Origin of the sequence: Streptomyces sp. V4I2 (assembly GCF_030817655.1) — a bacterium.
In the GTDB taxonomy this organism is placed as follows: domain Bacteria; phylum Actinomycetota; class Actinomycetes; order Streptomycetales; family Streptomycetaceae; genus Streptomyces; species Streptomyces plumbiresistens.
This window is the reverse complement of record NZ_JAUSZM010000003.1, coordinates 572,735-585,137: the sequence shown is the minus strand read 5'-3', so window position 1 is coordinate 585,137 and position 12,403 is coordinate 572,735. Positions and strand designations below refer to the sequence as shown.

Annotated in this window: 11 protein-coding genes; 7 read left to right on the top strand and 4 right to left on the bottom strand. The window is 68.5% G+C overall.

All coding sequences use genetic code 11. The annotated features are described in order from the left end of the window. Window positions 1–24: 24 nt before the first annotated feature. Complete coding sequence (locus tag QFZ76_RS03430; protein ID WP_307672281.1) at window positions 25–534, bottom strand: hypothetical protein; 510 nt, start codon at window positions 532–534, stop codon at window positions 25–27. A gap of 397 nt (window positions 535–931) precedes the next feature. Here QFZ76_RS03430 and QFZ76_RS03425 point away from each other — a divergent pair, with 397 nt between their 5' ends. The 3 genes from QFZ76_RS03425 to QFZ76_RS03415 all read left to right on the top strand — a co-directional run bounded on the left by QFZ76_RS03425 (window position 932) and on the right by QFZ76_RS03415 (window position 2,945). Next, a complete protein-coding gene (locus QFZ76_RS03425; protein ID WP_307672280.1) occupies window positions 932–1,384 on the top strand; it encodes an SRPBCC domain-containing protein in 453 nt (150 codons plus the stop codon). Then, the gene (locus QFZ76_RS03420; protein ID WP_373464257.1) at window positions 1,368–2,015 is read left to right on the top strand and encodes a DUF4291 domain-containing protein; all 648 of its coding nucleotides are present in this window, start codon (window positions 1,368–1,370) and stop codon (window positions 2,013–2,015) included. Before QFZ76_RS03425 ends, QFZ76_RS03420 begins: the two co-directional genes overlap by 17 nt. 141 nt (window positions 2,016–2,156) lie before the next feature. Continuing rightward, on the top strand, window positions 2,157–2,945 hold the full coding sequence (locus QFZ76_RS03415) for an FHA domain-containing protein (RefSeq protein WP_307672278.1): 789 nt from the start codon (window positions 2,157–2,159) through the stop codon (window positions 2,943–2,945). Window positions 2,946–2,967: 22 nt separating this feature from the next. Here QFZ76_RS03415 and QFZ76_RS03410 read toward each other — a convergent pair whose 3' ends face one another. After that, window positions 2,968–4,893, bottom strand: a complete 1,926-nt coding sequence (locus QFZ76_RS03410; RefSeq protein WP_307672277.1) for a serine/threonine-protein kinase — start codon at window positions 4,891–4,893, stop codon at window positions 2,968–2,970. A gap of 265 nt (window positions 4,894–5,158) precedes the next feature. On the opposite strand from QFZ76_RS03410, the gene QFZ76_RS03405 reads away from it, so the two are divergent. Both QFZ76_RS03405 and QFZ76_RS03400 read left to right on the top strand, forming a co-directional pair. Beyond that, entirely contained in the window at window positions 5,159–6,301 is a 1,143-nt protein-coding gene (locus QFZ76_RS03405) for an RNA-guided endonuclease InsQ/TnpB family protein (protein WP_373464256.1), read from the top strand. A gap of 200 nt (window positions 6,302–6,501) precedes the next feature. Beyond that, window positions 6,502–7,284 (top strand): polysaccharide lyase family 7 protein, encoded by a 783-nt coding sequence (locus tag QFZ76_RS03400; RefSeq protein WP_307672275.1) that lies wholly within the window; start codon window positions 6,502–6,504, stop codon window positions 7,282–7,284. A 109-nt stretch (window positions 7,285–7,393) separates the two neighbouring features. Here QFZ76_RS03400 and QFZ76_RS03395 read toward each other — a convergent pair whose 3' ends face one another. Both QFZ76_RS03395 and QFZ76_RS03390 read right to left on the bottom strand, forming a co-directional pair. Beyond that, a complete protein-coding gene (locus tag QFZ76_RS03395) occupies window positions 7,394–8,851 on the bottom strand; it encodes a DUF1996 domain-containing protein (protein WP_307672274.1) in 1,458 nt (485 codons plus the stop codon). Window positions 8,852–9,339: 488 nt separating this feature from the next. After that, entirely contained in the window at window positions 9,340–10,416 is a 1,077-nt protein-coding gene (locus QFZ76_RS03390) for an NAD(P)-dependent alcohol dehydrogenase (protein ID WP_307672273.1), read from the bottom strand. Between the two features lie 110 nt (window positions 10,417–10,526). Between QFZ76_RS03390 and QFZ76_RS03385 the strand changes: the two genes are divergently transcribed. Both QFZ76_RS03385 and QFZ76_RS03380 read left to right on the top strand, forming a co-directional pair. Further along, complete coding sequence (locus QFZ76_RS03385) at window positions 10,527–11,327, top strand: SDR family NAD(P)-dependent oxidoreductase (RefSeq protein ID WP_307672272.1); 801 nt, start codon at window positions 10,527–10,529, stop codon at window positions 11,325–11,327. A 202-nt stretch (window positions 11,328–11,529) separates the two neighbouring features. Beyond that, window positions 11,530–12,399 carry a branched-chain amino acid ABC transporter permease gene (locus QFZ76_RS03380; RefSeq protein ID WP_307672271.1) on the top strand — a complete coding sequence of 290 codons (870 nt, stop codon included), beginning with the start codon at window positions 11,530–11,532 and terminating at the stop codon, window positions 12,397–12,399. Window positions 12,400–12,403: the final 4 nt, after the last annotated feature.

Sequence of the window (12,403 nt, the reverse complement as noted above, 5' to 3'; positions counted from 1 at the left end):
GGCTGGGTCAACCCCTCAACCTCTTTAAGAGGCCATCTCATTTGGCAAGGTCGGTAGGCTGTCGGTCGTGGCACGGTCCAGGTCGGGCCTGCTCAACGAGGTGTCGAGCCGAAAGACGCAATCGGTGAGAACGTGTTCGGCGTGACCCGGACGTAGTTCCGTTCCGGCCCGAGCCACGCTGCCGGTGCCGAGATACACGAGGCCTTCCGGTACCCGGGCCGTCAGATGGACAGGCAGCCTCACGTCGGCCGTGCCGGGTTCCCAAGGCTGATCCACAAGTCTTTGCCTGACCGGCGTCGGTGCCGGCCCGAGGAGACGGACCTCCTCGGCGTTCCACACGCTGCTCCGGTCGCGTGCGTCCCCCGCTTCCACGATGATCACCGTCCCGGCGTTGCCGATGACGGCGGTGGCGCTGCCGAAGGTGTAGTTCTCCCTGGTCGCCGCGTCACCGGCGAGCGCAGACGCCTGCATGTCGTTCAGGAGTGACATGAGAGGTACCGCGGAAGAGTGATCAACCATGCGCACATCTTCCATGACGGTCGGATGGTGCCTTCCGCTGCGTAAGCGGTTGGCTGCCCGCGGCCCAGTGAGGTTTGTCAGCGAGGCTTGACGTGGGTCATCAAGCCGCGTTGACAGACTCTTGTAACCGCAGCCGCAGACAGGCGAGTACGGCGATCCGTCCGCGCTCGGGACGAGGCCGCCCGATGCTCGGACAGCGCGGACTGAGCGCTGATCGAGCCAACCTTCGGGCCTGCGACTTGGCCGGCCAGGCACTTGGGCACAAGCGCTTGCGCGACGGTCATTCGAATCTCTCCCTACCCGCATCCTCGCCCTGGTCAAAAGAAGCCCCAGCAAACCGATGAGTCTTCGCGCCCGCGCGTGTCTACAGGGGCGACAGTGCCGACCAGGCATGAAAACGAGGAGACGAAGCATGAGTACCGAGCAGACCACGCCGGCCAACGGTTTCTCCTACAAGCTGACCCGAACGCTTGACGCCCCCGCGGTGAAGGTGTGGCGGGCGTGGACCACTCCCGAGCAGTATGCACAGTGGGCTTACGCCGCCCCTGGCTCCGTCGAGATGGACGTACGGCCGGGCGGAGCGTGGAAGGCCACGATGGTCACGCCCGACGGCGGACGGTTCCCGCTGACCGGCTCCTATCTTGAAGTCGCCGAGAACCGCCTCCTGGTGGTCGGCATGGACGTACCCGGCAAGCCCGTGCCCGCAGCCATGACCATGGAACTCGATGAGCAGGACGACCACCACACGCAGATCGTGCTCCACCAGACCTGCGACACCGCCGAGGAACGCGACATGGCCGAGCAAGGCAGCACCATGCTCCTCGACAGCCTGAGCGCCTTTCTTGCCGATGAGGCGAGGAACTGAACTCCGCTCAGAACCACAACCGGTCGTGGATCACGGGGCAGGCCGGAACACACCCGGCCTGCCCCGGCCGACCGCGCGTGGAGTTCAATCCTCGTCACCAGGACGGGTATCTGCGGAAGTGGAACCACCGAGCCGAACGGAATCTCTGTGCAAAAAGGGTTGTGAGCGCGGCTTGACGTGGATCAAGCCCTCCTTCCTCTGGATGATGTACCGCTGCGGATGGGGCTCCAAGGACGGCCAGGAAACTGTCCTCGCGATCGAGATCATCCGCGAAGGCTTCGAATGGGCACTGGAACATGCCTGCCTGGCCCACTATGAGCACGGCCTGCATCCTGACCGCGCAACCTGGAAACGCCAGTTGAAGCGCTCTCCAGCTCGGGTCCAGTGGGACCCGGAACGTGACCTGCACCTACAACCGCTTCCTCACCGCTCGCTACAGCTCGGTCTCACAGGAGAAGCCGCACACCGCTACGCGGACGAGTGGACGGTCTCCATCACCGACATCACCACACTTGCGCACACGACTCACGACCACGTACGGGACGGGGACCTGACTGCAGCACGACGTCTCCTACCCGCAGAGCATTCCTACCCAGTGCCCGAAGGAGGCTTGGACCACTTGCACCGGTGACCAGATCCGCCAATTGAGATGACTTCTAAGACGGGCCAGGATTGGGGAGGGGTCCCGCAGCGGGTGCGGACACTGGTCAGAGCGCCGTGCGCGTGCCGAGAAGCCCACACACCGACGATCCCAGAAACCGAGGAACCAGCGATGCCCTACTCCGCCAGCCTCGCGCGCGGTGTCACGCCCACCATCCCCGGGACCCTGCACGCCCGCACGGTCACCGGTGAGCTCAGTGCCCCGCCCAGGCCGGGTCTGACCCTCCGCTTCGGGCGCGGTGAGGAGCCGGACGTGGACCTGGGAGTCGGCGTGGACGACCTGGGGGTGAGCCGACAGCACGGCGAGCTGTCGTACCGCCAGGGGCTGTGGTGGCTGCGCAACACCGGGCAGCAGCTCGTCCGGCTGCCGCGCGGCGGGATGATGCACCTCAGCACGGAGGCGATTCCCCTCGACACCGGTTACACCCCGCTGTTCGTGAAGGGCTCCGGCTACCGCGAGCACCTGGTCGAGCTGTACGTCTCGGGCCACGACGACCAGGGGCCGGTGTCGCGACGCACCGCCAAGACCGTGTCGCCGAAGATCTGGCCCCTCGACGACGACGAACGGCTGCTGCTGGTCGTCCTGGGCCAGCGGTATCTGCTGTACGAGGAGGACCCGCGCCCCCTGACGTACGCCGTCGCTGCCAAGCAGCTCGCCTACCTCCGCCCGGACGCGCGCTGGACCGAGCGCAGGATCGAGCACCGGATCGAGGCCGTACGCCGCCGTCTGGACCGCGACGGCTTCAGGTACCCGCTGTTGCACGACAAGTCCGAGGGCCGCCCCGGCGACAACCGCCTGCTGCACAACCTGATCAAGGGACTGGTGGAGTCGACGACGCTCGTACCACCGGATCTGGACCGGATGGAGGACGACACCGCCTGGCCGGACTCCGCGCCGTGAGGAGGCGCGAACGCCCCCTGTGTCATCGCGCGCGGAGTTCGGCCGCGGCGGAGGCCGCCAGACTCCTGGCCATCGCGCAGAGCTCCACCGCGGGCCGCCCACCGCCGACTTCGAGGCGCACCATCTCGGCGGCGGTCTCGGCGCCCTGACCGCTGTACCTGTGGTCCTCGACGAAGGCCGTGCAGGTGTCACCGTCGTCGTTCGGTTCGACGACGGTGCGGTATCCGCTGAGCGTGAGGGCCGTGCCGTCCTGAGCCGACTTGGGCTGGTCGCGGAAGAAGCTCACCTCCGCGTCCAGTTCGTCGACGTCGCTCGACCACTCGCAGCTCCAGTTCGCGATGCCGACGTCCGGCACGTCTACCTTGAGGCCGGGAACGACGGACAGCGCCTTGGCGTCGAGGAGCTTGCAGGCGTTAGCCCAGGCGAGCGACCTGCGTGGGTAGGCCGGTGAACGGCGGGGGACCGGACCCCGGTCGAGGACCTCGGCCGCGCTCGTGGCGGCCTCGTTGGCGACCGTGCACAGCGTCGCGTTGCCGCCGACCACCGAGCCCTTGCCCATGTTGGCGCGGACCTCCACCAGGGTGTCTTCGGTGTCGCCGCCCGCGGTCAGCAGCAGTTTGCACTCGTCGCTCTCCGCCTCGTCCTCGCGGATGCCGATCCGCCCGACGGTGCGGGAGGGCTTGGACCCCTCGGGCGGCGAGCCCTTGAGGACCCGGATCGACACATCGATGCGGGTCTTGTCGTCGATGCCCACGAGCACGTCGCAGCGGTCGAAGTTCCCGTAGTCCACGTCCTTGCGGACATCGCCGTCGCCGAACGTGTCGAGAGCGGCGGGGTCGGCCAGGGCGCACACCTCGGCCGTGTGCGGATCGCCTATCAGGGCCTGCGTCTTCTCCTGTCGGCTCTGGCCGGGTGTGGGGGTGGCCTTCCCGTCGTCGCTGTCGCCATGGCCGGGGATGAGGACGAGCCCCAGAGCCAGTACGGCGCCGATGCCGAGCGCGGCCGCGACCAGTGGCCGGCGCCGGCGTCGGCGCACGGTGACGGTGCCGGGGGTGGATGTGTCCCCAGGGGTTTTCGGACCGGCTCCGGCGATGTCCTCCAGCAGCCGCTTGACCTCGGTGGCATCGGGGCGTTGCCGGGGGTCGCGTCGGAGCATGGCGGCGAGCACGGGGTGCAGCGGTCCCACGGCGTCGGCGTCCATCTCGACGGCACCCTGCTCGGCCTGCCAGTGCCTCAGCCGCTCGGCGCTCTCCCAGGAGTCCGGATCCTCCGGGTGGCCGTCGTTCTCCACAGGCTCGCCGCCACGCGGCGGCACTCCGGTGACCAGGGCGTGCAGGGTGGTGGCCAGGCAGAACACGTCCGAGGCGGGCTGGGGGATGTTGCCCCGGGCCAGTTCCGGGGCGGCGTAGTCCGGGGTGTAGCTGTACGGGCCGTTGACCGTGATGGTCTCGCTGCCGCCGGCACGGTAGGCGGCACCGAAGTCCAGTAACTTCGCGTCACCGCGCCGGGTGAGGCCGATGTTGGCGGGCTTGACGTCGCAGTGGACGATGCCTTCCTCGTGCAGAGCGGCCAGCGCGTCGGCGAGCTGGGCACCGATACGGGCCGCCCGCGCGGGAGAGACCGTCGGCTGCCGGTCCAGACCGCCGCCGGGCACGTACTCCATGACGAACCAGTACGTGTCTGTTCCGTCCCCGCCCTCGGCCAACGGCACGGTCACGACGTCGAACAAGGTCACGACGTGGGGATGACCCCGGAACTTGGCCATGGCGCGCGGCTCGCCCAGCAGCCGCCGCACCGCGGTCTCGCCCCCGCCGTCCGTCCGTTCCGGTTTCAGCGCGACGTCCTGGCCCACCACCGTGTCGTGGGCCAGCCACACATCGCCGCCGCGCCCCGCGCCGATGACCTCCTTGAGGACATAGCGGTCGGCGAACTCCTCCCCGGAACGCACGGATCTTCCCCCTCGGTCGAGTCCGGAACGCAGACGGCCATGGTTCAAGGGCCGCGCGCATGGGTCGAACCGTACTGCGTACGGCGGACCGTACGCAGTGTCTACCCAGAGCCTTCATCGGATTCCTTTCGTTTCCTCCCGCGGTTTTAGCCGGGGGGAAACGAAATCCCTGCGGAGCAGGGCGCAAGGAGCTGGGATGTGCCGCCGGGCGGATCGCAGTGCCCTGACCGGCAGGTTTGGTGTTGACCTGCGGTCTGGTTAGTTTGTGGGCGTGGCCGCGAACCGTACGAAGCGGGCGTTCAGGTACCGCTTCTATCCGAGTGATGTGCAGGCAGTAGAGCTGTTGCGCACGTTCGGGTGTGTGCGGAAGGTCTACAACCTGGCGCTCGCCGCCCGCACCGAGGCGTGGGCGCGCAAGGAGCGTGTCAACTACAGCCAGACTTCGGCGATGCTGACGGCGTGGAAGAAGACCGAGGAGCTGGCCTTCCTGAACGATGTGTCGTCGGTGCCGCTTCAGCAGACGCTGCGGCACCTACAGACCGCGTTCACCCACTTTTTTGCCAGGCGGGCGAGGTACCCGCGTTTCAAGTCGCGGAAGAGGTCGCGGAAGTCGGCGGAGTACACCGCGAGCGGGTTCCGTTTCCGGGACGGCCGGCTGACGCTGGCGAAGATGGCGGAGCCGTTGGACATCGTGTGGTCCCGGCCGCTGCCCGACGGGGCGAAGCCGTCCACGGTGACCGTGTCGCAGGATGCGGCCGGGCGCTGGTTCGTCTCGATGTTGTGCGAGGATCCTAATGTCAAGCCGCTTCCCGCCACCGACGGCGCGGTCGGCATCGATGTCGGCCTGGACCATCTCCTGACCCTCTCCACCGGGGAGAAGATCGCCAACCCCCGGCACGAACGCCGTGACCGCACCCGCCTTGCCAAGGCCCAGCGCAAACTGTCCCGCAAGGCCCCGGGCGACGGAGCCAACCGCCGTAAAGCCCGGCGCAAGGTCGCCAGAATCCAGGCCCGGATCGCCGACCGGCGCCGGGACATGCTCCACAAGCTGACCACTCGGCTCGTGCGTGAAAATCAAACGCTCGTGATCGAGGATCTGACCGTGCGCAACATGGTCAAGAACCGCACACTCGCCCGGGCCATCTCGGACGCGGGCTGGGGCGAGTTCCGCTCGATGCTGGAGTACAAGGCCACCTGGTACGGGCGTCGAGTGATTGCGGTGGACCGCTTCTTCCCCTCCTCCCGGCTGTGCTCCGTGTGCGGCACCGTGCAGGAGAAGATGCCGCTCAGCGTCCGTACGTGGACGTGCGCGTGCGGTGCAGCGCATGACCGGGATGTGAACGCGGCGAAGAACCTTCTGGCCGCCGGGCTGGCGGTATCTGTCTGTGGAGCTGGTGTAAGACCTTAACGGAGTTCTCCGGGCGGGCAGTCGGCGGTGAAGCAGAAATCCCCACGGCGCGAGCCGTAGGAACCCCTCCTCGTTCACGAGGGGGAGGAAGTCAACAGTCGCACTCATGCGTAGCAGGCAGGGTTCCGGGACCCCTCCCGGCAAGGACGCCTACGGTACGCATCGGCACCCACCGAACACCCCGACCGGGAGGACCCTCCATGCCAAGCACTCGGACCGTCGTACTGGCCGGCATCACCGCGGCTGTCTCGGCCGCCGCACTCACGTTGCCCGCGCACGCGGACACCTCCGCCGCGCACAAGCCGGCGGCCGCCGCATGCACGTACCCCTCCGAGGTCCTCGACCTGACGAACTGGAAACTGACCCTGCCCATCGGCGAGGACGAGGACCCCACCGAGATCACCCAGCCCGAGCTGGCGACCTTCTCCGCCGATCCGTGGTTCCGGGCCGAAGCCGGCTGCGACGCGGTCGGATTCCGGGCCGCCGTGAACGGCGTGACGACGGGAGGTTCCAGCTACCCGCGGGCCGAACTGCGGGAGATGACCGACGGCGGCGAGGACGAGGCCGAATGGTCCACCACGGACGGCACCCACACCCTCGTGGTCAGGGAGGCGTTCACGGCGTTGCCCGAGGAGCGGCCGTGGCTGGTCGGCGCGCAGGTCCACGGCGGGGACGACGACGTCACGGTCTTCCGCCTCGAAGGCAGCAGCCTCTACGTCACCGACGGCGACGACCGCCACCACTATCTCGTCACCGACGACTACGAGCTGGGCACCGAGTTCGAGGCCAGGTTCGTGGCCGAGGACGGGAAGATCAAGGCGTACTACAACGGTCGGCTACAGACCACGATCTCCCACGACGGCGACACCAACTACTTCAAGACAGGCGCCTACACGCAGGCCAACTGCACCAACTCCGAGCCGTGCGGCGACGACAACTACGGCGAGGTCCGCATCTTTGACATCGAGGTCAGCCACTCCTGACCGGAGCGCGACGTCCGGGAGACACGCCGGATGACGGGGGACCAGCGATTCCGTTCACGGCGGAGCGGTGGGCGTCGTCAGCACGACGCCCACCGCTCGATACTCGGACTCAGCTGCACTTACGTCCGGTGTTGATGCACTGGACCGCCTTGTTCATCAGCTTCGCGTCGAAGACGTTGATGAAGTCACCATGGTCGGTGACCGGCTTGTGCTGCTGTTCGGGGAAGCTGTCCAACGAGAAGAACGGACGGGTCTTGCCGTTGTCCTTGACGCTGGGCGCGTCCACGTCGTACACGAGACGCTGCACCAACTGCGGAATGGCCTTGAAGCCGGCCGGGCAGTTCCCACCCGCGTCAGCGAAGGCCACGTGCGTACGGTGGTTGGCGCTGTCGATGTTCCTGCCGTCCCAGCAGCTCTGGAACTTGAAGGTGCGCACCACGTCGCTGCCTGACGGGCAGAGGGGGTACTTGTCCTTCAACTGCACCTTGTTCTCGAAGCCGGTGCAGCTCCAGGAGGCGTTGGCGTTGGCCGTGCCGTTGACGAACGCCTTGGCGTCACCGGTGATGATGCGCAGGAGCTTGGGCATCGCCACCACCTTGCCGCGGGGGCTGCCCACGAAGTCCAAGGTGGCCTTCTTGGCCGTCAGAATCCGGCCCGTGTTGCCCTCGGCGCCGCCGCCCTGCTTGTCGGCGTCGAACTCCTTGGTGCCGTCCTGCAGGCGCAGCACCGGCCAGTAGTAGGACGACTTGTCGCCCTTGTTCTGGCAGCTGGTCCCGGCCTTGGCGAAGTCCTGGTCGCTCGAGAAGGCGTCGTTGTCCTGGTTGCCGACGTAATCGTGCACGTGGTGTGCGCCGTTGGTGACACCGGGCGCGACGATGACGTTGTCGCTGTTGTACAGCTTGTTGGCGTTCACCCCGCACTTGCTGACGAAGACACCCTTGGAAGCCTTCGCCGACTTGGCGGGCGTGCGCACATTGGACTTCACCTTGGTGATGTCCACGAAGTCGGCGGAGACGGGGCCGTTGCCGGTCGCTCCGGCATTGGTGTTGTTGCCCCCCTGGTTGTTGTTGCCGCCCTGACCGGGGGTGGGCTGGTTGCCGGTGGCGCGCAGTGTGCAGGCCGCCAAAGCGTCAAGGCCCTGCGGCTTGGCTGCCACACGGCCGATGGCGGTGGCGATCCGGTCGATCGTCGCCTTCCGCTTGTCCTTCAGCGGACCCACGATCGCGTTCTGGGCGAAGTTGGGGTCCTGCTGAATCGCCTTCTGGGAGGTGGAGAGGCGCTGGTATGCCTCGGATATCTGCTTGTCCAGGAGTGCCAGTTCCTTGTCGACCTGGGCCTTCGCCTGGGCGGGCACTGATGTCAACTGCTGGCCGACGTCGGGGCAGTCGATGGTGGAAGTGCCGGCCGCGAGCACCTGGTTCTGGGCAGAGCCCTTCGATGCGCTGGTCTCGTCGGCCGAGGCGTAGATGTTGACCGCCACCAGGCCACCGGCCCCTATGGCCAGTGCGGCCGCCGCGCCTACCGCCCGGCGGGCAGTCTTCGATCTTTTTCGCGTGTTGCGTCTCATCAGGCCTCTCAAGGACATCTCCGGAGTCGGCAGGACTTCCGGCATGGGTGCAGCGCATCCTCAGATACGAATGTGCGCGCCGAATGCTCAGTGGATTCTCAGGTTCATAGGTTCCTCCAAGCCGTAAACGGTGCATGAGTGCCCAATCCGGGCCACAGTTTCCAGGAATTGCTACGACCAGTGCACTGACTGACTGTCTTCGCCACGCCCTTGGCCGGAAGTTCGGGTGGTCGCGGGGATGGTGGAGGACGGGCAGCAGCGCGCCCAGTTGGATCTGGTCCAGCACTGGGGCGAGGGGCGCCGCTCCTGGGCCGCCACCCTTGCCGCGGGGCCTACCGCCTCGGCCAGGTCCGCACCGCAGGGCGACCCTGAGTCGCCGCAGACCTGCGGTGCCGTCGCCAGACACCAGCTCGGCATGGTGGGTGTCCACGCTGAGGGAGGGGCCGGACTTTGCCGGTCGTCAGCGTCGTCAGCGTCGTCAGCGTTGATCAGCGTCCATCAGCGCGGAGGGCAGGAGGCACGCGTGAGTCGGGCAGCAGAACCGCTCGGCCTCGTACCCGCCCCTGGCGCAGCCGGCCGAATGCCTCGGGTGCCGCGGACAGGGGGAACTGCTCGGTCTCGACGTGGAGTGAGCCCGCGCGTGCCAGGGCGATGACCTCGGCGAGTTCGGGGCGGGTGCCCCAGAACGGCAGGGAGAGCCGGAAGCCCGCGGGAAGGAAGCCCGGCTTGCGTACCGTCAGCCGGCCGCCGCCGCTGCCGACCACCGCCAGTTCCCCGCCGGGGCGCAGCAGGCTGACGGCGAGGGCGAACGTCGCCTCGTTGCCGACGAAGTCGAGGACGGCGTCGACCCCCACGCCGCCGGTCTCCGCCCGGAGCACCTTGGCCGTGTCCGCCCCCATCGGGACGCCGAGATGCGCGCCGGACCGCAGGGCGAGGTCCACCGCCTCCTCGCGGATGTCGACCGCCAGCACCCGGCTCGGCGTGGTCGCACGCACCATCTGCACGGCCAGGTGCCCCAGCCCGCCGACACCGATGACCAGGGCGACGGTGCCCTCGCCGAGCGCGTGCCGCACTCCGGCCAGGGCGTGATACGACGTCAGGCCCGCATCGGAGAGCGGTGCCGCCTGCGTGGCGGGCAGGTCACCGATCGGCACCAGGTGGCGGGCGGAGGGGACGAGGAGGTGGTCGGCCATCCCGCCGTCCCGGCCGAGCCCGACCCCGTGCCAGCCGAGGTCGCCCCGGCGGTCGCAGTAGTTGTCCCGACCGGCGGCACAACGGGTGCAGTTCCCGCAGCCCCACGGGCCGTAGACCACCACGCGTTCACCCGCCGCAGTTCCTTCGGCGTCGGGGCCGAGCGCCGCCACGTGGCCGGCGACCTCGTGGCCGAGGGTGAACGGTGGCCGGTAGGGGAGTGCCCCTTCAGCCGCGTCGATGACATGGACGTCGGACTGGCACAGCCCTGCGGCTTCGACCCGCACCAGCACCTCGGTCCCGCGCGGGACCGGGCGCTCCAGCTCGGCGAGCGCCGGTTCCCGGCCCCATTCAGTCAGTCGCACCGCTTGCATGCACACCGTCCCGGGTCTTGTCAGTCGGCCGCCGGAGACGATAACAGAGGTGAAGTCAGTTCAGGAATGACTGGCCGACGCCGCAACGCGGCCGAGAGGGAGAGCGCGGGATGGACGGGAATGAGCAAGGGGTCCGGTTCGAGGGCAGGGTCGTACTGGTGACGGGGGCCGCCTCCGGAATGGGGGCGGCCATCGCCAGGCAGGTGGCCGCGGAGGGGGCGCGGGCCGTGGTCGTCGCGGACGTGAACGGAGACGGAGTCGAGACCGTCGCCAAGGAGCTGACGGCCGGCCGTGCGGTGCCGCTCGACGTGGCGGACGCCGCCGCGGTCGACGCGGTCGTCGAGGACGTACTGCGCGAACACGGGCGGCTGGACGTCGTCGTGCACGCAGCGGGCGTCGACGACCCGCAGGCCAAGCAACTCATCGCCGACGCCCTGGTCGAGGGGCGGCCCATCGAGGTGACCGACCGGCTCGACGACGCGGCCTGGCGGCGCGTCACGCGCGTCAACCTGGACGGCACCTTCCATGTGCTGCGGGCCGCGGTGCGGGCGATGCGGCCGGTGGGGGCGGGTGCGATCGTCGTCATCGGCTCCTCCTCGGCCTTCGACACCCCGGTCGGTTATCCCCATTACGCGGCTTCCAAGGCGGGGGTGCACGCGTTGAGTCAGGCGGTGGCCAAGGAGGTCATCGCGTCCGGGATCCGGGTGAACGTGGTCGCGCCCGGCCCGACGGAGACCGGGATGGCGGCGCGCACGCCCGAGGTCCTGCGCAGCGGTTTCGCCGACCCCCGGGTGCGCCCTTATGCGACGCCCGAGGAGATCGCCGACATCGCCCTGTTCCTCGCGAGCGAGGCCTCGGTGAACCTGGTCGGCGCGGTGCTGCTGGCCAACGGTGGCCGCTTCACGGCCTGACCGGGCCGGTCCGGACCGGTCAGGGCCGGGGGCGCCGGTCCCGACTCTCCATGGTCGAAAGCGCTCGAACCAACTCGTGCACGGGTATTGCCCCTCCCCGGCCCGTTGCTTACGGTGCATGAATTGAGTTCAGTTTGCAATGCGCGCGAGTGCTGCTGAGTGTGCCGGGCGCGCGGGTCTTGGATGCGAGGAGACGGTCGACGTGGATCAGTTCCTGCTCATCCTGGTGAGCGGTCTCGCCAGTGGTGCGGTGTACGGCCTGATGGGCCTCGGGCTGGTGATCATTTACCGGGCGACCGACGTGGTCAACTTCGCCCTCGCCAGCCTGGCGACCGTCGGGCTGTACGCGGCGCTGGCGCTGAACGAGCGCGGTCTGCCCCTGCTGTTGGCCGCCATGGCCGCGATCGTCACGACCGCCGCGGTCGGCCTGGTGGCCCGGGAAGCGGTGATCAGGCCGCTCGCACAGGGGGAACTCCTCTCGGCGCTCGTCATGACCATGGGCGTCTCGCTCATCGCGGAGAGCGTCATCAGCACGGTCTGGGACGACCAGCCACGGCTCTTCCCGAGCCTGGTGGAGGGCTCCGTCTCCCTCGGGAGCGCCGCGATACCGGCACAGAGCCTGCTGACCATCGCGGTGGCCGCCGTCGCGATGGCTCTGGTGGCGTATCTCTTCGGACGCACCAGCATCGGCACCGCGATGCGCGCCGTCGCGGAGTCCGCCGACACCGCACGGATCCTCGGCCTCGGTTCCCAGCGCATCGCCCGGATCGCCTGGGCGCTCGGGCTCGGCCTCGCGGCGCTCGCCGCCTTCCTGTACGCGCCCCGGGCCGGACTGGTGCCGACCGTACTCAGCGCGCCGCTGTTCCGCGCCTTCGCCGGGATCTTCCTCGGCGGTCTGACCAGCATGTACGGGGCCGTCATCGGCGGACTGACGGTCGGCGTCCTGGACAACCTGGCCGCAGGTTATGTCTCGGCCGGCTACCGCGACACGTTCGTCTTCTCGTTCACCATCCTCGTGCTGCTGATCCGCCCGCAGGGGCTGTTCGGCGTGCGCACCTTCCAGCGGGTCTGAGGGA

Excerpts from the sequence above, each read along its gene's own strand:
- QFZ76_RS03430 (WP_307672281.1), bottom strand. The coding sequence starts at position 534 with ATGGAAGATGTGCGCATGGTTGATCACTCTTCCGCGGTACCTCTCATG.
- QFZ76_RS03425 (WP_307672280.1), top strand. The coding sequence starts at position 932 with ATGAGTACCGAGCAGACCACGCCGGCCAACGGTTTCTCCTACAAGCTG.
- QFZ76_RS03420 (WP_373464257.1), top strand. The coding sequence starts at position 1,368 with ATGAGGCGAGGAACTGAACTCCGCTCAGAACCACAACCGGTCGTGGAT.
- QFZ76_RS03415 (WP_307672278.1), top strand. The coding sequence starts at position 2,157 with ATGCCCTACTCCGCCAGCCTCGCGCGCGGTGTCACGCCCACCATCCCC.
- QFZ76_RS03400 (WP_307672275.1), top strand. The coding sequence starts at position 6,502 with ATGCCAAGCACTCGGACCGTCGTACTGGCCGGCATCACCGCGGCTGTC.
- QFZ76_RS03395 (WP_307672274.1), bottom strand. The coding sequence starts at position 8,851 with ATGAGACGCAACACGCGAAAAAGATCGAAGACTGCCCGCCGGGCGGTA.
- QFZ76_RS03390 (WP_307672273.1), bottom strand. The coding sequence starts at position 10,416 with ATGCAAGCGGTGCGACTGACTGAATGGGGCCGGGAACCGGCGCTCGCC.
- QFZ76_RS03385 (WP_307672272.1), top strand. The coding sequence starts at position 10,527 with ATGGACGGGAATGAGCAAGGGGTCCGGTTCGAGGGCAGGGTCGTACTG.